Genomic DNA, 19,910 nt, shown 5'->3' on the forward strand with positions numbered 1-19,910 from the left:
CGCTTCCTCTTGCGAAAAATACCCGCGGGAGCGCGAGGGGCCGCGCCCCTCGCCCGCACGAAGTGCCAGAGGGAATGCGGCCGCAAGGCCGCGCCGCCGACAAGCCGCTCAGTCGCGCGCCAGCAGGTGGTCCATCGTGACCGAGGGCTGTGCGCAGCCCGCCTCGCCCACGATGCGGGCTGGCACGCCGGCGACCGTCTTTTTCGGCGGGATGTCCTCCAGCACGACGGAGCCCGCGGCGATCCGGCAGCAGTCGCCCACCGTGATGTTGCCCAGCACCTTGGCGCCCGCGCCGATCAGCACGCCGGAGCCGATCTTGGGGTGACGGTCGCTTTCTTCCTTCCCGGTGCCGCCCAGCGTGACCGAATGCAGCATCGAGACGTTGTCGCCCACCACCGCCGTCTCGCCGATCACGATGGAATGGGCGTGGTCGATCATGATGCCCTGGCCGATCCGCGCGGCCGGGTGAATGTCCACCCCGAAAACCTCCGAGACGCGCATCTGCACGAAATAGGCGAGATCCGCGCGCCCCTCGCGCCAGAGCCAGTGGCCCAGGCGATAGGCCTGAAGCGCCTGAAAGCCCTTGAAGAACAGCAGCGGCTGCAGGAAGCGGTGGCAGGCCGGGTCGCGGTCGTAGACAGCGGCGATATCGGCGCGCGCGGCCTGCACCAGCCCGGGATCGGCCGCATGCGCCTCGTCCGCGATCTCGCGAAGGATCTGCTCGGACATCTCGCCCGAGGCAAGCTTCATCGAGATCCGGAAGGCCAGCGCGCGGGCCATCGTCGCGTGGTGCAGCACGCTGGAATGCACCAGCCCGCCCAATAGCGGCTCGTCGATCACGGCCTGCTCGGCCTCCTCGCGGATGCGATCCCACACGGGATCGAACTTGGCAAGCTTCGCGCGGGTCTCGGCCATGTCTCTTCTCCCGGTCCGGGCAGGTTTTGCGATCCTGGCACGGCAAACCTAGTCTCGGAACGCAGGACCGGAAAGGGCGGATGATGGCAGAGACGGACGAGAGTGCGGTGCGTGCCCGGCTTCAATCGACCCTGTCGGAACTCGACGCGGGCGATGCGCCGGGTCGAGGCGGGCAGGACACCGTGGCGCTCGACCAGCAGGCGATGGGGCAGCTGTCGCGGCAGGACGCGCTGCTCTCGCAGTCGATGGCGCGCGCCACGCAGGCCCGCCGCGATATCGAGCAGCGGCTTCGCGCAGCGCGCGCCCGGCTCGATGCGGGCGACTACGGCTCTTGCGAAGAGATCGCGCCGAAGCGGCTGGCGCTCGACCCGACCGCCGCGCGCTGCGTGGGCTGCGCGGCGGGCTGACCCTGTCCCCGCCGCCGCGCGCGCCGCGCGGGGTCAGCGCGCCAGTCGCGCAGCGCCTGCAGGACGCGCAGCAGGCAGTCAGCGAACTCCGGGTCCGAGAGCGGCGGTTCGGGCGGCAGCGGCGCCATCCGCGCCAGCACCATCAGCCCGCCGTTACCCAGCCGGGGATGCACCCGGCCAAGCCGTTTCATCGCGCGGTGGGCGGCATGGGCGGCCTCCAGCATGGCGCGGGCACGGCCGGGTCGCGCATCGGGCGGCACGATCAGCAGCGCCCGCGCCGCCGCGCTCACGTCGGGCCAGTGCGCGGGCCGCATCAGCCGGGCACCGGCGCACTCGCGAAGGGCCCCGGCCCGTAGCGGGCAGAGACCTGCGCCACCTCGATACGCCGCGGGCCGGCACCTGCGTCCGCCGCACGCTGCGCGGCCGGGTAGAGCCAGTCCGGACCTGCGGACTGCACCTCGCGCAGCACCGCGCCGCCGGGCCCGGTGATGCGCACGAGGTAGAGCTCTGCCTCCTCGCCCAGCGGCACCTCCGGCGCGGCCCAGCCGTCGCCGTCGATCCGGGTGCGCCGCACCCAGCGCGCGCGCAGCCCGCCGCCTTCCTCGGTCAGCCGCAGGTGGCAGGGCCGGTAGGGGCGCAGCCCCTCGCCCTTGAAAGCCAGCACACGGTGTTCGTAGCTGGGATCGTCGTAGCCGCGCCCCGCCGGGCCGATCCGCCAGTGCCGCGCCACATCGCGGAACGCGGGCGAGAGCGCGATCTGCCGCGGCACGCCGTTCATCGCCACCACCCAGGATCCCTCGGGCCAGACGGCGGGCACGATCCCGTCGCTGCCCGCCTGCCCGCGCAGCCGGTGCGACAGCAGCCAGACCCCCGGCGCGATCAGCTGCGCATCCCGCGCCTGCAGCAGTTCCCAGACGCCCGTGCTGCCGTCGCCCACGGCAAGCAGGTTGCGCCCCGCCAGAAGCCCCGCGTCATCGGTGGCCGAAAGCGTGCCCGACAGCATCCGCACCCGCAACGCCGGGCCGCGGTCGATCCGCCCCGGCGGCGCGGCGGCGAGCGGGCTTTCCGTCACGCCGATCGCCGCCTGCGCCTCGATCACGTCCGAGAGCGCATAGCCCGCGTCCTGCGCCGCTTCGTAGAGCGCGACGCGCCCGGGCCATGGCGCGGCGGTCACGGCAAGGTGCGGCGCGTGCGGCACCTCGTCGCCACGCAACAAGGGCAGGTCGAGGAAGAGAGACGTCACCGGAACGGCCGGCACGAAGGGCGCAAGCCGCTCGGGCATGTCCTCGATCTCGGCCGGACGATAGACGGAGGGCTCTATCCGCACCGCCTCGACCAGCCGCGCCTCGCCCTGCTCGACGCGGTCGATACGATAGCGCGCCCCCTCCAGCTGCACCACGTCGCCCGCGCCCAGCGCCCAGGCCGAGGGCGGCAGCGCGAAGCGCGCGCCATCGCGCGCCACCTGCGCCTCGGCCAGCCACCGCTCGGCCAGCAACTTCGCCTCGGCGCGGGTGAGCGCAAGGGGCACCTCTGCCTCGGTCACGGCGCGGCCGGGCTCGCCCGGCAGGATCGCCTCCTCGGCGGCCGCCTCGAAATCGCCATCGGCCACGGTGAAGCGCACCCGCAGGCGCCCGGTCTGCTCCGCCTCCGCCGCGCGGCTGCGCTCCAGCGTGCCGTCGATCTCGGGGCTTTCGGCCAACCGCTCGGGATCGAGCGGCGCCGCCGCCCCGGTCTCGCGCGGCAGGAAGTGCAGTGCACCGTCACGCTCCACCGCATCGAAGGCATGGGCCAGCATCAGGGGCTGGAGCGCCGCGCGCGCCGTCCCGCCCTCGGACGTCAGATAGCCCCGGACATGCCCGAAAAGGCGGCGCGTGTCGTAGGCCGCAAGCCCCGCGGCGTCGCAGATCTCGCCCACCACCGAGGACAGGCTGCGCCCCGAGCCGCGCCCGTTCAGCCAGTGGCCGCGCGCATGATTCGCACCATCGCTCCACAGGCCTCGGTTGGCCGGAAACCACGGCCAGGGCCGCGCGTCCCAGGCCCAGACAAAGCAGCGGTCCATGTCCACCATGCGCCCGCCGTAGAGATCGGACACCGGGTTGTTGGCCGGATCGGTCCAGTAGCCCGTCACCGCGCGGATGTACTGCGCCTGGATCGTCTCGTCGCGCCGCCCGTCGGAGAAATGAGGCAGGGCGGATTCGGACGACTTCGGGTCGAGGAACTTGTTGGGCTGGTTGGTGCCCTTGTCGATCGCCGCGCAGCCGATCTCGGTGAACCAGAAGGGTTTCGAGCGCGGCTCCCAGGCGGTGGCCCGCGGCTGGCGCACGCCGCCCACCCGGTCGTGGTGGGCGTTCTCCCACCAGCCGCGGATGTCCTTGACGCGCCAGACCCAGGGCTCGTCGTGCGCGCCGTCGGTGATGGCCGTGCGAATCTGCGCCGCGCGCGCCTCGTCGGAGTGGTAGTACCAGTCGTAGCCCTCGCCGCCCGCCACGTTCGAGGTCAGGTAGCCAAGGTCGTGGATCGCCCCCCACCCGGCGTCGAGGTGATCGGGACCGTCGCGCCAGTCCGAGAGCGGCATGTAGTTGTCGATGCCGATGAAATCGATGTTGGCGTCGGCCCAGAGCGGGTCGAGGTGAAAGAGGAAGTCCTCCGGCGCACCGGGCGGCTGGTAGCCTCGGTATTCGGTCCAGTCGGCGGCGTAGCCGATCTTGGTCTCCGGCCCCAGCAGCGCACGGACCTCTGCCGCGAGCGTGCGCATCTGCTCCACCGCCGGAAAGCCCGTGGCGCCGCGGATCTGCGTGAGCCCGCGCATCTCGGACCCGATGCAGAAGGCCTCGACGCCGCCGGCCGCGGCGCAAAGCGCGGCATAGTGCAGGATGAAGCGGCGAAAACCCCATTCCTCGGGGCCGCGGTAGGCGACCTCGCCCTCGCCCACGGTGAAATCTGCGGCGCGAGCGGTGCCGAAGAAGGCGGCGACCTCGGCATCCGCCTGCGCGGTGCCATCGGGCGAGCCCGCCCGCCCCGGCGCGACCGAGGCGGTGATCCGCCCGCGCCAGGGCAGCGCCGGCTGGCCCTCCGCCCCGGTCCAGGGGTCGGGCAGCGCGTTGCCCGCCGTCTGCGTCATCAGCACGAAGGGATAGAACATCGCCGCGCGCCCGCTTTCGCGCAGCGCGCGGAGCGCCTGCACCACCGAGGCATCGGCGGGCGTGCCGCCGTAGAGCGCGCGCCCCTCTGCCATCGGCACCAGCCCGGCCCCAGCGCGCGCCAGCCCGGAGACGGTCCAGGGCATCCCCCGCCCGTCAGCCCCGGTCCGTTCGACCAGCGGGCGCAGGGTGCAGGCGCCACAGCGCAGGTCGTCGCCGAACCAGCTGACCACCAGAGAGACGGCGCCGCAGGCCGGCAGCTCGCGCGACAGCGCATCGAGCGAGGCGGGCAGGTCCGGCACACCAAGGGGCGTGTTGACGTTGGCCATGCGCCAGCGGCCCTTGTCCACAGGCACCGCGACCGGCCGGGTCGCCAGCGCGTATTCGCCCGTGCCGGGGATCAGGGCGACCCCGCGGACCGCGCCTGCCACATCCGTCTCCGCGCCGGGGCGGTCGGGCTGTTCGTGGCGGATCACCTCGAAGGAGAACTGCGGCACGCGGTTGCCGAAGGGCGAGAGGTCGAGATCCTCCAGCACCACATAGGCCGTGCCGCGATAGGCGGGCGCCTGGCCCGCGCCCTCGATCGCCTCGATCAGCGGGTCGGGCATCTGGTCGCGTGCGCCGGTGTGCACCCGCATCTCGAGGTCGGCGGGCGCGATCTCGGCCCCGTCGGCCCAGACCCGGCCCACGCCCGCGATCACGCCCTCGCAGAGCGCGATGGCAAGGCTCACGCGGTAGGAATGGCGCCGGATCTCGGGCCGGCGCGGCGCGCCCTTGCCGCCGCCGCCCTCGGTGGTGACGATCTCGGTGAAGCGGCTGGCCCAGATCACATGCCCGCCCAGACGCATCCGGCCCCAGAGCCGCGGGACCGGATCGCCCTCGCCCGCCCCGGTGAGGCGGATGCGTTCGAGCCGCCCGGTCTCCACCGCCTCGGAGCCTTCGCCGAGCAGGCGCTGGTCGATCGCACGGCCCGCCGTGGCCCCCAGGAAGCGGCCCGCAGCGGTCATCGACAGGCCCAGCACCGTGCCGCCCAGCGAACTGCCCAGCGCGGCCCCCGCCGCGGAAAGAAGGATCGTCGCCATTCACGCGCTCCCGTCTGCGTTCGCGCGCCGGCAAGGCGTTTGGAAACGCCTTGCAAGCGCCTTGCAAGGCGCTTGGCCCCCGCACCTCATGCCGCGTGTCCGGGAAAGCGGAACCGCGCCACGATCCGCCGTGCCCAGGGGGCCAACGGACTTTCCACCACCCCGTGCCCGGAATAGGCGTGGATCACCGTTGCCGCCGCCCCGGTCCGGCCCTGAATCCCGAGGTGCTTGGCCACCGCGCCCGCGCGCATCCGGAAGAGCAGCACGTCGCCCGCCGCGGCCCTGCACGGAACTACGGGAAGGAGATGCGCCCGCGCCGCCGCCCAGAGCCGCTCTTCGCCCGCCGGTTCGTCCCAGTCCGGCGTGTAGGCCGGCACCAGGGCGGGCTCGGCGCCCAGCACCTCGCGCCAGACGCCGCGGATCAGGCCCAGACAATCAGCCCCTGCGCCCCGCGCGCTCGCCTGATGCACATAGGGCGTCCCGATCCAGCCCCGCGCGGCGGCGACCACGCGCTCTCCGTCCGCGCTCATCGTCGGCTGCCCCCGCCGATCTCGCCCGACTGCGCGGGATGCACCGTCACCCAGTCCGACGACGGCAGGTCGGGAAAGCCACGATAGTTCAGCACGTTGCCGAACTTGGCGCGGCAGGTCTCGAGCCGCTTGTCGCATCCTGCCTCCAGCCGCAGCGCGTCGCCTGGCTCCGGTGCCGCGCCGAGCGGCGTCCAGAGTTCGATCACGCGCGCCTCGCTCTCCGCGACGTCACGCTTGATGCTGCCTTCGAGCCCGGCGGAAGCGCCTGCGAGCACGACCAGCCGGCCGCGCGCGAACCAGCCCGGCGCGAAGCCCGCCAGCGCGGGGAAGCGAAAGACGCGGCCCTCCTCCTCGACCGACAGCGCCGGGCCCTCGTGCCGGTAGCCGGGTGCGGAGAGATCCACGCCGCAGTCCCTGTCGCCCAGCACCGCTGCGCAAGGCCTCTGGAAGCTGCGGCCCGAAGGACGGTTGAGCGCCGCCGAGAGCCCGCGCAGCTCCGCCTGAAAGGCGCCTCTCGCCCGCCGCAGTTCCCCGATCGAGCCGCGGAAGATCAGCTGCCGCGCCTCCGGCGCGGCCCAGTTGACGAGCCAGGCCCGCACCTCGGCGCCGTCCCAGCGCCCGGCAGCGATATCAGCCTCCGTGATCGCGGCGTCCGACAGCGCGCCCAGCGCCTCGGTGTTGTCCACCGCAAGCCCCGTGCCCTGCTGCAGGGCCGCCGCCGACAGGCCTGTGTCGGGCCGAAAGGCGATGCCGTCAAACTCGAGTTGCCGGTCGTGGTCCGTGAAGCCCAGAACCGCGCCGTCCGTGCGCGTCACCGCCCAGCAGCGCGCGACGGTGGTGTGCCCGCCCGCAAGATGCTCTGCCAGCGCCGCCTGCATCAGACCCGCACCTCGACCACGGGCACGGTCGGCAGATCGCCCGCCCTGAAGCTCGCCACGCCGGTCTGGATCGCGTCGGTGTCGAAGCGCACCGGCACGTCGAACTCGAAGCCCGCGGTGATCTGCATCCCCTCCGAGGGCGCGCGCACCAGCGCGACCATGCCGGTCGTCACGTCCACCTCGTAATCCACGCCCTCGCGCAGCGCATCGCCCTGCACGGCAAGGCGCACGGTGCCCGCAACCGGCTTGGCGATCGGCCGCTCGTAGGCGGCCTCGCCCGAACGGTAGCACTTGACCAGCTGGAAGGTGACGCGGGTTCCGTCGCCATGGCCGATCAGCTGGTCGGTGGCCGAGGGCGCGCGGCTGGGCCGGCAGGACTTGAAGTCGGACCAGTCCTTCCAGCGGAAGCCGTGCAGCCGGCCGCGCCGCGCCTCGAAGAAGGCGACCAGCGCCTCGATGTCGTCGAGCGAGCGCAGGCCCACGCCCGCGTCGTAGCGGCGGCGCGACTGCGCCCAGGGCGTGTTGCGCTCCTCGTGCCCCGAGGCCAGCGTCACGACCTCCGTCCGGCGCTCGGGGCCGCCGACCGAGCCGAAGCTCAACTTGGGCGGAAAGCGGATCTCGTGGAAACTCATGCGCGGGCTCCTTGCGTCCGGGACATGGGGGGCGCTGCCCCCGTCCGGCTGCGCCGGACTCCCCCGGGGTATTTCGGGACCATTGAAAGGCTCAGCGGTTGCGCTGGCCGCGGGCGAGCGCGCGGGAGACCTGGGCGGCGATCTGGGTGCGCGAGCGGCGGAAGCCCTCGACATCCGGCGTGCTGACGTTGACCGTCACCGACACGGGGCGCCCGGCGCCGCCGGCCTGCACGCCCAGCCGCCCGTCGGCGCCGCGCGCCAGCGGCAGGATCGCCTCGGGCCCCGCTTCGCCCATCAGGCCCCAGCCGCCGCGCATGGGAAAGCGCGTGGCCTGGTGGACGACGCCGCCATTGGCGAAGGGCATGACGCGGCCCTGAGCGAAGCCCGCGCCCTGAGCGAAGCGGTTCGTCCCGCCAAAAAGACCGCCCGCCACCTCGGTGACGAGCCCCGCGACATGGTCGGTCACCGGTTTTACCGCCGCGGAATAGGCGGCGTTCACCAGCGACCGGCCCACCTGGCCCAGTGCCTCGGACAGCTTCAGCCCGTCGAAGACCGCGCCGTCGATGGCGCGGCGCAGACCGCGCGAGAGCGCGCTTTCGAACCGCTGGGCGCCCTTGCCCGTGGCGGAAAAGGTTTCGTGGATGCGCCGCAGTTCGGCATCGAAGCCCGCCGTCATTCCGGCCGCGTTGCCAAGGCTCGTCTCCAGCGCGTCGAGCGCATCGTCGAGCGCCTCGGCCTTTTCCTCGGTGTCAGCCATCGGTTTCGTCCTTCTCTTGCCGGACCCCGTCGGGATAGGCGCGCATCAGCGCGTCGAGCCGTGCGCGGTCCATCGCCGCGCGCCCGCCGCCCGCGCCCAGCATCACCGCCAGTTCGGAGGGTGTCAGCGCCCAGAACTCCGCCGGGCGCAGGCCCAGGCGGCCCATCCCGGCGCGCATCAGGGCGGCCCAGTCGAAGCGGCTCATCGCGCCTCCTCCGGCGGCAGGAAGGCGCGTGCCAAGAGCTCGGCCGCGGCGCGCGCGGCGGCCATCGGCCCGCCCCCGATCTCGGCGCGGTGCAGGTCGGCCGCGGCCCCCTCCCAACCGCCGCCGCGCAGGCCCGCGACGATCACCGCCAGCACGTCGCGTCCCGAGAAGCGCCCGCTTTCGAAGCGCGCCGCGAGGTCCACCAGGCTGTCCGCGCCCAGCGCCTCCTCCAGCTCGGCCAGCGCGCCCAGGGTCAGCCGCATCGCGCGCGGCGCCCCGTCGATCACCAGCGTCACCTCTCCGCGATAGGGATTGGCCATCAGAGCGCCGTGAAGCTGAGCGCCCCGGCCGAGGCGAGGGCGATCTCGTAGGTCGCCTCGCCATCGTGGGTGCCGGCGTATTCCAGCCCCGTCACCTGGAACGGCCCCGCGACGGTGCCGAAGCCGGGGATCACCACCTGGAACTCCGGCGTCTCGCCGTCGAAGAAGATCTGCCGCGCGCGGTCGTCGGTATCGGCGTCGCGGAAGACGCCCGAGCCGGCGATCGAGGCCGATTTCACCCCTGCGCCGGCCAGCAGCTCGCGCCAGCCGCCCTGGCTTTCCAGGCTGGTGACATCCACCTGCTCGGCGTTGAAGGACAGCCGCGTGGCACGCAGCCCCGCGACGGTCTGGAACTGGCCGTCACCGGTCAGGTCCACCTTGATCAGAAGGTCCTTGCCGCTCTGGGCGCCCATGTCCGTGATCTCCTTCGGTTGCTCAGTCCGCCGCCACGCGCGCGCGGAAGGTGAGGTCGATCCGCCGGCCGCGGCCGCGGCCGCCCCGGCGCGCTGTCGCCCGGCGAAAGTGCAGGTCCACGACGCGGCCTTGGGCGAGCGCGAGCGGCGCGCCGAGCAGCGCGTCGGAGACCGCCGCCGCCGCCTGTTTCACGGTGCGGAAGCTGTCGCGCGCGCCTGCCACGGTGATCTGCAGGTCGTGCAGCGCGCCCGCGCCTGTGGCGTCGGAGCGGTCGCGCACCGTCTCGGGGCCGAGCGCCACATAGACGGGCGGCAGCCGGCCGGCCGGCAGGTCGTCATGGACGTTGTCGCCCACCAGCGCGGCAAGCGCCGGGTCGGTCGAAAGCCGCTGATAGACGGCTTCCTGCAGCACGGCGGCGAGGGCGTAGCTCATGGCGCGAATTCCTCCTCGGCGAAGCAGGTCAGGTAGCGGCCCTCGGGGTCGGCCTCTGCCACGGCAAGGATGCGCCAGACGCGCGCGCCCTCGCGGAACCGCTGGCCGGGGCGCGGACGCGCCTCGCAGCCCGGCGGCGCGGCGCGCACGGTGATCCGATGGGCGGTAGTAGCCACGGCCTGCGCCGCGCCGGCGGTTTCGCGCCCCGTGCGCGGCACGACGGCAGCCCAGAGGGTGCCCAGGGCCAGCCAGCCCTCGGTCACGCCGCCGGCGCCGTCCGGCGCCTCGACCGGCGCCTCGAGCAGCAGCGCGCGGTTGAGACGGGGCGCGCTCATGCGGCGCCCCCCGCACCCAGACGCAGCGCGCGCCAGGGCCCGAGCAGCCCGGCAACCCCGGCCGGCATCGCCGCCTCGCCCAGGGAGCCCGCGTCGCGGTATTCGTAGTAGTGCGCCGCAAGCAGCAGGACCGCCTGCCGAAGGTCGGCGGGCACCATGGCCCAGTCGGCGCCGAAGCCCGCCGTGAAGCGGACGACGCCCGCGCCGCGTGCCGGGATCGCGGGCAGCGCCGTGCCGGCGGACCGCAGCACCGGGCGGTGCCGGTCGTCCTGCAGCCACCAGCGGGCGGCCTCCACCGGGCTTTCCTCTCCGGCCGCGTCGCGCAGCGCAACCTCCGTCACTGTCGCGACCGGCGCCAGCGGCAGCGGCTGGCCGCCCGGATCGCGCCAGGCGGTCAGGATCAGCGCGAAGCCCCGCGCCAGCAGGATCTTGCCCGTGCGCGCCTCGATCGCGGCGATGGCGGCGCGCAGCGTGGCCTCCAGCATCGGGCCCTGCAGGTCGTCCTGCGAAAACCCGGTGCCAAGGCGCAGGTGCGCGCGGAAGGCCTCCACCGGCAGGGCCGCGGGATCGAGCGGCGTCTCTTCGATCAGCATGAATGACATCTCCGGATGGTCCCGCCCCGCCGGGGCCCAAGGCCGGGGGCGCGCGCGGCCGGTCGCCCGGCCTGCCCCGATCGCGCGCCCCCTCTCTCGCCGCGGCTCAGGCCGCGGCGAAGCGCAGAAGCTTGATCGCCGCGAAGTCGGTCACGTCGCCGCCCACGCGCTTGGTCGCGTAGAACAGGACGTGCGGCTTGGCGCTGAAGGGATCGCGCAGCACGCGCAGGTCCGGCCGCTCGGCCACGGTGTAGCCCGCTCGGAAATCGCCGAAGGCGATGGCGTCCGCGCCGCTGTCGATGTCGGGCATGTCCTCGGCGATGAGCACCGGGTAGCCCAGGAGCCGGGCGGGCTCGCCCGCCGCAAGACCGTCGGACCACAGGAAGCGCCCGTCGTTGTCCTTGAGCTTGCGCACGGTGCCGGCGGTGCGCGAGTTCATCACGAAATGCGCGTTGGCGCGGTAGCGCGCGCCCAGCGCATAGACCAGGTCGATCACCGCCTCTGCCCCGTCAAAGGCGCCGTCCGCGCCGGTCGCGACATAGCCCAGGCTGTCCCAGGCCCAGTTCGCCTGCGGCACCGCCGGATGGGTGAGAAAGCCGGTGGGCTTGTCCGTGCCGTCGCCCGCGACGAAGGCCGCGGCTTCGGCGCGCGCGAACTTCTCCGCGATGCGGCCCGCGAGCCAGCCCTCGATGTCGAAGGCCGCGTCGTCGAGCAGCCGCTGGCTGATCTTCGGCAGCGCCGACAGCTCGTGCAGCGGGATCGAGATGCGGTCGATCTGCGGCGTGCCGGTCTCGCCCGAGGGGTCCGTCTCGGTCGCCCAGCCCGCGCCCACTTCGGTGGTGTCCACCAGCACGTCGTAGGCCGTGGCCTCGACGTGAACGACATTGGCGATCTGCCGGATCGAGGCCGAGGAATTCAGCACGCCGCGGATCGTCTCGGCGGTCTCGGGGTCCACCAGATAGCCGCCGTCGGCCGCCACCGAGGACGACATCGCCTTGCCCTCGAGCTCGAGGCCGCGCAGCCCGTCGTCGTCGCCCGAGCGCAGGTAGGCGCCGAAGGCCTTGGTGTGGGGCGCGGCCTCGTCGGCGGCGCGGGCGAGCGCCGGGCGCGCCGGGCTCTGCGTCTTGCGATCAAGCATGGTCAGTCGCTCTTCCTGCTGTTGAAGCCGCGCGTGAATCCCTGTCCGGAATTCCGCGAAATCCCTGGCGAACCCCGCAACCGCGCGCTTCACCTCCGCGACCGGCGCAAGGGCCGTGCCGCTCTCTGTCGTCTCCGTCATCTCCACCTCCGGATTGCCCTGCGCCCTCATGCGCGCGTCTCTCCCAGCGCCGCCCGCGCGGCGCGGAACCCCTCGGCCAGCGCGCGCAGCGCCTCGGCCGTGCCGTCCTGCTTGGCCGCCACGCGGGCGGAGGGCAGCATCGGGAAGGTCACCAGCGACACCTCCCACAGTTCGACCTCGGTCAGCACCCGACCCGCGCCGCGCCGCTCGGCCTGCACCGTGCGATAGCCGATCGAGAGCCCCTCGATCGCGCCGGCACGCAGCAGCGCCGCCGCCTCGCGGCCGCGCGCCACCTCCGTGAGCAGCCGGCCCTTCACGAAGAGCCCCCGCGCATCCTCGCGCACCTCTTCCCAGACGCCGATGGGCTGGGCGGGGTCGTGCTGCCACAGCATCCGCACGCGGCGTCCCGCCGCCGCGAAGCGCGCCAGCGCGGCCGCGAAGGCGCCAGGCGCCACCGCGTCGCCGCCCTGATCGGCCGCCCCGAAGAGGCTGGCGTAGCCCTCGATGCGCGCGTCGCCCCCCAGCGCCACCTCGGCGCCCGCATATTTCCGCTCGAGTTCCATCTGCGGCCCCTCCCTCATGGCGCGACCTGCACCATCGACTGCATCGCCTGGGCGAGGATCATGCCGACCACGCCGTAGACCGTGATCCACAGCCGCCGCTCCAGACGTTCCATCATCGCCTCGATCTTCTCGAGCCGCCGGTGCACGGTCTCGAACTGCAGCCGGGCCATCGCCTGATGCGCCTCCAGCCGCAGCGCGGGCGCGCAATCCTGCGCCTCGAAGCCGAAGCGTTCGCCCGGGCGCTCAGTCATCGCGCGCCTCCTCCGGCACCGCCGGAAGCCCCAGCAGCCGCCGCTTTTCGGTGTCGGTCAGGAAATCCGCGGCGCCCACGCGCGCCCACTGCGCGTCGCGTTCGGCGGCAAGCGCCGGCACCTGATCGAGATCGGGCCGCAGCTCCAGCGGCTCGCCGAAATGATCCGACAGCCAGTCGCCCAGCGCCGCCATGACCCGCGCGGCCAACGGCAGCACCGTCAGGCGAAAGAAGGCGCGGTTGGCCTCCTGATAGTTGGCGTAGGTCGCGTCCCCCGGCAGGCCCAGCAGCATCGGCGGCACGCCGAAGGCCAGCGCGATCTCGCGCGCGGCGGCCTCCTTGGTCTTCTGGAACTCCATGTCCGAGGGCGAAAAGCCCATCGGCTTCCAGTCGAGCCCGCCGTCCAGCAGCATGGGCCGCCCTGCGTTTCGCGCGCCCTGGTGATAGCTCTCCATCTCCGCCACGAGCCGGTCGTATTGCTCCGACGAAAGCCCACCCGCCCCGTCCGCGCCGCGGTAGACGATCGCGCCAGAGGGACGCGCGGCATTGTCCAGAAGCGCCTTTGACCAGCGCGAGGCGGCGTTGTGCACGTCGATCGCCTGCGCCGCCGCCTGCAGCGGCGAAAGGCCGTAATGGTCGTCCTGCGGATGGAAGCTGCGCAGGTGACAGACCGGGCCGGGCCGGGCCGTGGCATCGAAGCGGTGCGTGCGACCTGACACGGTATAGTCGAAGCCCGCCGGCCATCCGTCCGGCCCCGGCACCACCCGCATCCGGTCCGAGCGCAGGACATGCAGCTCGACCGGCGCGCCCTTCGCGCCGGCCACCGCCTCGACATAGGCGTCGCCGGTCAGCAGAAGCTGCCCGTAGAAGGCCTCCAGCAGTTCCGCCCGCCCCTGCGCCGGGTTGGGCCGGCGCAGCAGCGCAAGCAGCGGATGCACCTCGTAGCGCCGCGCGGCGTCCTGCAGCACCAGCGGAAGCGCCGCGGCCGATTCCGCGATCAGCTTGACCGCGCGAAAACCCACGGGGTTGCCGGCGAAGCCGGTGCGCGCCAGCGCCCCCGTCTCGCGCGGGCTCCAGGCGACGCGGCCCGCGCCCGCCCAGGCGATGACCGGCGCGGCGGCGCTGGCCTTGGCCTCGGGCGCGGTGGTGCGGCGGCGAAAGGGAAAGACCATCGGCGGCGGCTCCTTGGGTGTCTCGGGCGCCGGACAGGCCGCGCGCCGTCTTCGGAAGCCGTTCTAGGGTCCCCGGATTAATCCCGCGAAAGCCCGCCGTGCGGTGCGGGCCCCCTCCGCGCAACGCCCCATTGCTCATTTCTGGAGCCAGATACTCCGGGGCAGTCGGCCGCAGGCCGACCGGGGGCAGCGCCCCCGGGCAGGTGCTACTATCCCCGAAAGACCCCCGACCTTCCTCTTGCCCGAAATACCCCGGGGGAGTCCGGCGCAGCCGGACGGGGGCAGCGCCCCCTGCGGGATCACAGCGCGCGCAGGCGCGGACGGCGCCAGCGCGCGGCCGGCAGGATCATCAGCTCGTGCAGCGCCCAGACCAGCGCATCGACCCGGTCGGGGCTGCCGGATCCCTCGAAGCCCTGCGCCGTCATCAGGCACATCTGCTCCTCGAGGTCGGCAAGCCCGCGCAGGTGGCGCACGCGCCCCTGCTCGTAGAGCGCGGCCACCGGCTCGGCGCGGGCGACCTTGCCGCGGGTCGCGCGGACGAGGCGCAGGGGCACCAGCGGATCGACCTGCCGGATCACCTCGGCCACCATGTCGCCGCCCTGGTTCGCCTCGGCCACCAGCCGCTCGGCGCCCCAGCGTTCCATCGCCGCCACCGCCGCCTGCGCCCAGTCCGAGGGCCGCGCGGCGGCCACGCTCGCGTCCTCCAGCACCACGGCGCGCCAGTCGGGAACGTCACCGCGCGTCACCGCCCCGGCCACCACGATGCCGCAGGCGTCGCTCTTCGCGGTGCCGGTCGCCGGGGGGTCCACCGCCGCGACGATCCGATCGAGGTCGGGGGCGTGCTCCACCTGCAGCCCGCCAAGCGCCGCGGCGGTCCAGAGCGCGCCCTCCGCCTCTTCCAGGAGCAGCCCGTCCAGCTCCTGCCGGCCCAGCCGGGTGCCCGCGTAGCGGGCGCGCACCTCGTCAAGGAAGCTGGCGGCAAGGTTGGCGCGGTTCGCGGTGGTGCCCGCCCGCGTGACAACGGTCGAGTCCAGCGCCAGCAACCGCTTCAGCGTGCCGACGTTGCGCGGCGTGGTGGTCACGCAGGCGCGCGGCGCCTCGCCCAGCCGCAGCGCGAACTGCAGCATGTCCCAGGCATCGTCCGCCTTGGACCATTTCGCGAGTTCGTCGGCCCAGGCGGCGTCGAACTGCGGCCCGCGCAGCGCCTCCGCATCATGCGCGGAGAAAAGCTGCGCCACCGCGCCGTTGGGCCAGACGAGGCGGCGCTTCGAGGATTGCCAGTCCGGCCGACGGTCAGGCGGAGAGCAGGCGAGGATGCCGCTGTCGCCCAGCACCATGACATCGCGCACCTGGTCGTAGGTCTCGCCCACAAGCGCCACCTGCCGCGCCCGGCCGGCATCGAAGGGTTTCGCGCCCTCGACCTCCGCGCGGACCCATTCGGCGCCCGCGCGCGTCTTGCCCGCGCCGCGACCGCCCAGCACCACCCATGTTCGCCAGTCGCCCGGCGGGGCGATCTGATGCGCCATCGCCCAGAACTCGAAGAGCCAGGGCAGCGCCAGCAGCTCGCCGTCGCGCAGGTCATCCAGGAACCGGCGCCGGACCTCCGGTGCGGCGCAGGCGATCCAGTCGAGCGCCGATCTCGGCGCGGGCGGCATCGAGGTCAAGGGCATAGCCGCCCCGGGCGATGCCGGAGCCGGTGCGTCGTCGCGCATGAAGGAGCATCTCCGCTTCTATTGCCAGCCGGATCCACTGCTTGACCGAGGCGACCGCCTTGCCCGCCTCGCGCGCCTCGTCCCAGTCGCCGCGCGCGAGGATGTGCTGGAAGTCCTCCAGCTCGTGGCGCATCTCGCGCAGCTGACGCGCGATGCTGGCGATCTCTTCGTCGAGGGGCGATCCCTGCTCCGTCTCGGTGGTCAGGATGTCTGACAAGGGTCGGCCTTTCGGTTTGCCTGGCTCACGCCGGGCGCAGGCACGAAAAAGGGCGGCCGCGGAAAGGATCCCGCGCCGCCCCTTGGACTGCGTCCAGCATGTCACGACCTATAGGCGAAAGCGCGCGCCGGGTCAATCCCGTTGCGCAACGCCTCGACTGCTAACCGCCCGTTGCGATTATGAAATTCTCACACACCAGGCGGCCCCGCGAAGCGGCCCGCGAGGGCCGATGAGCACGCATCTACTCGCCTTGCGCCTCGCGCGCCGCCTCGATCTCGCGCCAGCGCGCGACGTTGCGGTTGTGCTCTGCCAGCGTCTCGGCGAAGGCGTGGCCGCCGGTGCCGTCGGCCACGAAGAACAGATAGTCGCCGGCCTCCGGGTCGAGCGCCGCCTCGATGCTGGCGCGGCCCGGGTTGGCGATCGGCGTCGGCGGCAGCCCCTCGATCACATAGGTATTCCAGGGGGTCGCGCCCCGAAGTTCGCTCTGCCGCAGCCCGCGGCCCAGCGCACCGCGCCCCTCGGTAATGCCATAGATCACGGTCGGGTCGGTCTGCAGCCGCATGCCCCGTTCCAGCCGGTTGACGAAGACGCTGGCGACGCGGCGCCGTTCCTCCGGCACGCTCGTTTCCTTCTCGATGATCGAGGCAAGGATCAGCGCCTCCTCGGGGCTCTCCAGCGGCAGGCCCGGTGCGCGGGCTTCCCAGGCCGCGGCCAGGATCCCGGACTGCCGTTCCTGCATGTCCGCGATCAGCCCGGCACGGTCCGCGCCCCGGCGCAGCGTGTAGCCGCCGGGTGCCAGCGACCCCTCGGCCGGGATTTCCGAAATCTCGCCGGCGAGCACGTCGAAGGCCTCTAGCGCGCGGGCGACCTGCCAGCTGGTCGCGCCTTCGGCCACGATCGCGTTGTATTCTGTGATCGGGTCCTCGAAGGCGGCGCGATAGACCTCGGGCATTTCCTCCGCCGGCAGGTCGATCTCGGCCGTCCGTTCCATGTCGCCGGCCACGGAGTCGAATTCCAGAATGTCGATGCGCGAGGCGTTCACGCCCACCCGCAAGGTCACCACGGTCCCGCAGTCGCTGATGCCGTCGCCCGTCACCTTGGCCGTGACGTCGGCAATGGACGCGCCCGGCTCGATCAGGAAGTTGCCGGCCTTGAGGTCGCCGGCCATGTCGCCGTACTCCGCCGCGAGCCGCATGATGAGGCCCGACGAGATCACGCCGTCATCCTCCAGCCGGCGCGACAGCTCGCGGATGCTGCCGCCGCGCGGCACGGTGATACAGACGTTGCGGTCCAGCGTGCTTTCGGCGTTATACCTGCGCTCACCCCAAAGGATGAGCCCCGCGCCGAGAAAGAGGACCAGTACGATGATCGTCAGCGCGTTCGACGCGATGGCGCGCCACATTCATGCGACCCTTCCGAACAGCACGCTCGCGTTGGTGCCACCGAACCCGAAGGAGTTCGACAGGGCCACGTTGATCTCTCTCTCGCGCTTCGCGTTGGGCGCAAGGTCGATGGGCGTTCGGACTGCGGGCTCGTCGAGGTTGATCGTGGGCGGCGCCACCTGGTCGCGGATCGCGAGGATCGAGAAGATCGCCTCGATGGCCCCTGCCGCGCCCAGAAGATGCCCGGTCATCGACTTGGTCGACGACATGGTGACGCGGCTCGCCGCATCGCCCATCATCCGCTCGACCGCGGCCAGTTCGATCACGTCGGCCATGGTCGAAGTGCCATGCGCGTTGATGTAGTCGATGGCCGCAGGCTCCAGTCCCGCCTTGTCCAGCGCCGCGCGCATGGAACGCAGCGCGCCGTCCCCGTCCTCGGACGGCGCGGTGATGTGATAGGCGTCGCCCGACAGGCCGTAGCCGATCACCTCGGCGTAGATCTTCGCACCGCGCGCCTTGGCGTGCTCGTAGTCTTCCAGCACGACGATGCCCGCGCCCTCGCCCATCACGAACCCGTCGCGGTCCGTGTCGTAGGGACGGCTTGCCGTCTCGGGGGCGTTGCCGCGCTTGGTCGAGAGCGCCTTGCAGGCGTTGAAGCCGGCGATGCCGATCTCGCTGATCGCGGCCTCGGCCCCGCCCGCCAGCATCACCTCGGCATCGCCGTCCCTGATCAGCCGCGCGGCGTCGCCGATGGCGTGCGCGCCGGTCGAACAGGCCGTGACCACCGCGTGGTTCGGCCCCTTGAAACCGTAGCGGATGCTCACCTGCCCCGAGATCAGGTTGATGAGCGAGCCGGGGATGAAGAAGGGAGAGACGCGGCGCGGCCCCTTGTCGCGGATCAGGTAGGCGGTCTCGGCGATGGCGTTCAGCCCGCCGATGCCGGAGCCGATCATCACCCCGGTGCGCAGCTTCTCCTCCTCCGGGGGGTTGGTCCAGCCCGCGTCCTCGACCGCCTGCTGCGCGGCGGCAAGCCCGTAGACGATGAACTCGTCGATCTTGCGCCGCTCCTTGGCCTCGACCCAGTCGTCGGCATTGAACGTGCCGTCGGACCCGTCACCCAGCGGCACTTCGCAGGCATAGGTCGTGGCCAGATGCGAGGCGTCGAAGCGGGTGATCGTGCCGGCGCCCGAGCGCCCCTCGAGGATTCGCGACCAGGTCGTCTCGACCCCGCAGCCCAGCGGCGTGACAAGTCCCAGTCCGGTAACGACGACACGCCGCATGACCATCCACTCCCGATTTCGCCTCGCCCGCTCTTAGCCTCTCGCGCCCGCGGGGGGCAAGGGCCGGGCGGACCGGAGAGGCGCCGCGCGGCGGTCTGCCGCCGGCCAAAACGAAGGCGGCACCCGGAGTCCCGGATGCCGCCCGAAAACCTGCGCGCCCGGTGGCTTACTGTGCGTCCTCGATGAACTTCACCGCGTCGCCGAAGGTCTGGATGTTCTCGGCGGCGTCATCCGGGATCTCGATGCCGAACTCCTCCTCGAACGCCATGACCAGCTCGACGGTGTCGAGGCTGTCCGCGCCAAGGTCGTCGATGAAGGAGGCGCTGTCGGTGACCTTGTCCTCCTCGACGCCAAGATGCTCGACGACGATCTTCTTCACGCGATCCGCGATGTCGCTCATGTCAATTTCCTCGTTGTCCTTGCGGGCCTTGGCCCTGTTCTGCCCTCGCCCCACGGGTCCGGCGCCTGCCTGCGCCCGGAAGGACGCGTCTCCCGCCTCGAGCGGGGTCTGCCCGTCGCGGCAGCGCCGCCCCGGCCAAATCAGGCGCGCCTATAGCACATGCTCGGCGATTGGCAAACGCTTTCCCGGGCGCGCGGAAACCCCGCTCAGAGCATCGCCATGCCGCCGTTCACATGCAGCGTGGCGCCGGTGACATAGGCGGCCTCGGGGCTGGCCAGATAGAGCACGGCGGCGGCGACCTCGCGCGGGTCGCCCATGCGGCCCATCGGCACCCTGGCAAGCAATCCCGCGCGCTGATCGTCGGTCAGGCTCTCGGTCATCGCCGTGGTGATGAAGCCCGGCGCCACGACGTTGGCGGTCACGTTGCGCGAGGCCGCCTCATGCGCGATCGCCTTCGTGAGCCCCGTCAGCCCGGCCTTGGCGGCAGCGTAGTTCGCCTGCCCCGGGTTGCCGATCGAGCCCACCACCGAGCCCACGTTCACGATCCGGCCCCAGCGCGCCTTCATCATGCCGCGCAGCGCACCGCGGCAGAGGCGCATGGTTGCCGTCAGATTGACCTCCATTACCTGCGCCCAGTCGTCGTCCGACATGCGCATGAACAGCCCGTCGCGGGTGATGCCCGCGTTGTTCACCAGGACGTCGAGGCCACCCATCGCCTCCGTCGCCTGTTTCGGCAAGACCGCGACCGCCCCGGCATCGGAGAGATCGCAGGGCAGGACATGTGCCCTTGCGCCCAACTCGTCGGCCAGCGCACGCAGAGGCGCCTCGCGGGTGCCCGACAACCCCACCGTCGCCCCCGCGCCATGCAGGGCGCGCGCGATCTCGCCGCCGATACCGCCCGAGGCGCCGGTCACCAGCGCCGTCTTTCCCGTCAGATCGAACATCGCCGCTCCTCTTGGCTTTCAGGGTGGTTCCGCTTATCCAGTCGTGCCCGCGCCGGCAACCCGGCGTCGGC

At 72.5% G+C, this 19,910-nt stretch carries 24 protein-coding genes; 1 reads left to right on the plus strand and 23 read right to left on the minus strand.

Translation table 11 applies throughout. The features are described 5' to 3' along the window. Nucleotides 1–108: 108 nt before the first annotated feature. Nucleotides 109–915, minus strand: a complete 807-nt coding sequence (cysE, locus tag ACLFOB_RS01975) for a serine O-acetyltransferase (RefSeq protein ID WP_410924578.1) — start codon at nucleotides 913–915, stop codon at nucleotides 109–111. An 80-nt stretch (nucleotides 916–995) separates the two neighbouring features. Between cysE and ACLFOB_RS01980 the strand changes: the two genes are divergently transcribed. Then, complete coding sequence (locus tag ACLFOB_RS01980; RefSeq protein ID WP_410924579.1) at nucleotides 996–1,322, plus strand: TraR/DksA family transcriptional regulator; 327 nt, start codon at nucleotides 996–998, stop codon at nucleotides 1,320–1,322. Here the strand turns inward: ACLFOB_RS01980 and ACLFOB_RS01985 are convergent. The 22 genes from ACLFOB_RS01985 to fabG form a co-directional block, all read right to left on the minus strand. Next, nucleotides 1,238–1,636, minus strand: a complete 399-nt coding sequence (locus tag ACLFOB_RS01985) for a hypothetical protein (protein WP_410924581.1) — start codon at nucleotides 1,634–1,636, stop codon at nucleotides 1,238–1,240. The two genes, ACLFOB_RS01980 and ACLFOB_RS01985, sit on opposite strands and share 85 nt — an antisense overlap. Beyond that, nucleotides 1,636–5,544, minus strand: a complete 3,909-nt coding sequence (locus tag ACLFOB_RS01990) for a glycoside hydrolase TIM-barrel-like domain-containing protein (protein ID WP_410924583.1) — start codon at nucleotides 5,542–5,544, stop codon at nucleotides 1,636–1,638. Before ACLFOB_RS01990 ends, ACLFOB_RS01985 begins: the two co-directional genes overlap by 1 nt. 86 nt (nucleotides 5,545–5,630) lie before the next feature. Further along, nucleotides 5,631–6,074 carry a peptidase gene (locus ACLFOB_RS01995; protein ID WP_410924585.1) on the minus strand — a complete coding sequence of 148 codons (444 nt, stop codon included), beginning with the start codon at nucleotides 6,072–6,074 and terminating at the stop codon, nucleotides 5,631–5,633. Beyond that, the gene (locus ACLFOB_RS02000) at nucleotides 6,071–6,952 is read right to left on the minus strand and encodes a DUF2163 domain-containing protein (protein WP_410924587.1); all 882 of its coding nucleotides are present in this window, start codon (nucleotides 6,950–6,952) and stop codon (nucleotides 6,071–6,073) included. The genes ACLFOB_RS01995 and ACLFOB_RS02000 overlap by 4 nt, the downstream gene beginning before the upstream one ends. After that, the gene (locus tag ACLFOB_RS02005) at nucleotides 6,952–7,584 is read right to left on the minus strand and encodes a TIGR02217 family protein (RefSeq protein ID WP_410924589.1); all 633 of its coding nucleotides are present in this window, start codon (nucleotides 7,582–7,584) and stop codon (nucleotides 6,952–6,954) included. The genes ACLFOB_RS02000 and ACLFOB_RS02005 overlap by 1 nt, the downstream gene beginning before the upstream one ends. 91 nt (nucleotides 7,585–7,675) lie before the next feature. Then, nucleotides 7,676–8,341 (minus strand): phage tail tape measure protein, encoded by a 666-nt coding sequence (locus ACLFOB_RS02010; RefSeq protein WP_410916904.1) that lies wholly within the window; start codon nucleotides 8,339–8,341, stop codon nucleotides 7,676–7,678. Continuing rightward, nucleotides 8,334–8,546, minus strand: coding sequence for a rcc01693 family protein (locus ACLFOB_RS02015; RefSeq protein ID WP_410924591.1), 213 nt, complete (start codon nucleotides 8,544–8,546; stop codon nucleotides 8,334–8,336). Before ACLFOB_RS02015 ends, ACLFOB_RS02010 begins: the two co-directional genes overlap by 8 nt. Further along, a complete protein-coding gene (locus tag ACLFOB_RS02020) occupies nucleotides 8,543–8,866 on the minus strand; it encodes a gene transfer agent family protein (RefSeq protein ID WP_410924593.1) in 324 nt (107 codons plus the stop codon). Before ACLFOB_RS02020 ends, ACLFOB_RS02015 begins: the two co-directional genes overlap by 4 nt. After that, nucleotides 8,866–9,279: a phage major tail protein, TP901-1 family gene (locus ACLFOB_RS02025; protein ID WP_410916901.1), complete on the minus strand. Its 414-nt coding sequence runs from the start codon at nucleotides 9,277–9,279 to the stop codon at nucleotides 8,866–8,868. The genes ACLFOB_RS02020 and ACLFOB_RS02025 overlap by 1 nt, the downstream gene beginning before the upstream one ends. Before the next feature lie 22 nt (nucleotides 9,280–9,301). Further along, on the minus strand, nucleotides 9,302–9,712 hold the full coding sequence (locus ACLFOB_RS02030) for a DUF3168 domain-containing protein (protein WP_410916900.1): 411 nt from the start codon (nucleotides 9,710–9,712) through the stop codon (nucleotides 9,302–9,304). Further along, nucleotides 9,709–10,047, minus strand: a complete 339-nt coding sequence (locus ACLFOB_RS02035) for a head-tail adaptor protein (protein WP_410924595.1) — start codon at nucleotides 10,045–10,047, stop codon at nucleotides 9,709–9,711. Before ACLFOB_RS02035 ends, ACLFOB_RS02030 begins: the two co-directional genes overlap by 4 nt. Next, nucleotides 10,044–10,640 carry a head-tail connector protein gene (locus tag ACLFOB_RS02040; RefSeq protein WP_410924597.1) on the minus strand — a complete coding sequence of 199 codons (597 nt, stop codon included), beginning with the start codon at nucleotides 10,638–10,640 and terminating at the stop codon, nucleotides 10,044–10,046. The genes ACLFOB_RS02035 and ACLFOB_RS02040 overlap by 4 nt, the downstream gene beginning before the upstream one ends. A 106-nt stretch (nucleotides 10,641–10,746) precedes the next feature. Further along, nucleotides 10,747–11,919 carry a phage major capsid protein gene (locus ACLFOB_RS02045; RefSeq protein WP_410924599.1) on the minus strand — a complete coding sequence of 391 codons (1,173 nt, stop codon included), beginning with the start codon at nucleotides 11,917–11,919 and terminating at the stop codon, nucleotides 10,747–10,749. 26 nt (nucleotides 11,920–11,945) lie between these two features. Next, complete coding sequence (locus tag ACLFOB_RS02050; RefSeq protein WP_410916896.1) at nucleotides 11,946–12,482, minus strand: HK97 family phage prohead protease; 537 nt, start codon at nucleotides 12,480–12,482, stop codon at nucleotides 11,946–11,948. A gap of 14 nt (nucleotides 12,483–12,496) precedes the next feature. Then, the gene (locus tag ACLFOB_RS02055) at nucleotides 12,497–12,733 is read right to left on the minus strand and encodes a hypothetical protein (RefSeq protein ID WP_410916895.1); all 237 of its coding nucleotides are present in this window, start codon (nucleotides 12,731–12,733) and stop codon (nucleotides 12,497–12,499) included. Further along, nucleotides 12,726–13,904 carry a phage portal protein gene (locus ACLFOB_RS02060; RefSeq protein WP_410916893.1) on the minus strand — a complete coding sequence of 393 codons (1,179 nt, stop codon included), beginning with the start codon at nucleotides 13,902–13,904 and terminating at the stop codon, nucleotides 12,726–12,728. The genes ACLFOB_RS02055 and ACLFOB_RS02060 overlap by 8 nt, the downstream gene beginning before the upstream one ends. 299 nt (nucleotides 13,905–14,203) lie before the next feature. Further along, nucleotides 14,204–15,574: a DNA-packaging protein gene (locus ACLFOB_RS02065; RefSeq protein ID WP_410924601.1), complete on the minus strand. Its 1,371-nt coding sequence runs from the start codon at nucleotides 15,572–15,574 to the stop codon at nucleotides 14,204–14,206. Next, the gene (locus ACLFOB_RS02070) at nucleotides 15,483–15,833 is read right to left on the minus strand and encodes a hypothetical protein (protein ID WP_410924603.1); all 351 of its coding nucleotides are present in this window, start codon (nucleotides 15,831–15,833) and stop codon (nucleotides 15,483–15,485) included. The genes ACLFOB_RS02065 and ACLFOB_RS02070 overlap by 92 nt, the downstream gene beginning before the upstream one ends. 241 nt (nucleotides 15,834–16,074) lie before the next feature. Beyond that, nucleotides 16,075–17,235, minus strand: a complete 1,161-nt coding sequence (gene mltG / locus ACLFOB_RS02075; protein ID WP_410916887.1) for an endolytic transglycosylase MltG — start codon at nucleotides 17,233–17,235, stop codon at nucleotides 16,075–16,077. Continuing rightward, entirely contained in the window at nucleotides 17,236–18,495 is a 1,260-nt protein-coding gene (gene fabF, locus ACLFOB_RS02080; RefSeq protein ID WP_410924605.1) for a beta-ketoacyl-ACP synthase II, read from the minus strand. It lies immediately after the preceding gene. Between the two features lie 166 nt (nucleotides 18,496–18,661). Next, complete coding sequence (locus ACLFOB_RS02085) at nucleotides 18,662–18,895, minus strand: acyl carrier protein (RefSeq protein WP_410916883.1); 234 nt, start codon at nucleotides 18,893–18,895, stop codon at nucleotides 18,662–18,664. A 206-nt stretch (nucleotides 18,896–19,101) separates the two neighbouring features. Beyond that, nucleotides 19,102–19,839: a 3-oxoacyl-[acyl-carrier-protein] reductase gene (gene fabG / locus ACLFOB_RS02090; RefSeq protein WP_410916881.1), complete on the minus strand. Its 738-nt coding sequence runs from the start codon at nucleotides 19,837–19,839 to the stop codon at nucleotides 19,102–19,104. Between the last annotated feature and the right edge of the window lie 71 nt (nucleotides 19,840–19,910).

The organism is Rhodosalinus sp., from assembly GCF_046542825.1.
GTDB lineage: Bacteria > Pseudomonadota > Alphaproteobacteria > Rhodobacterales > Rhodobacteraceae > Rhodosalinus.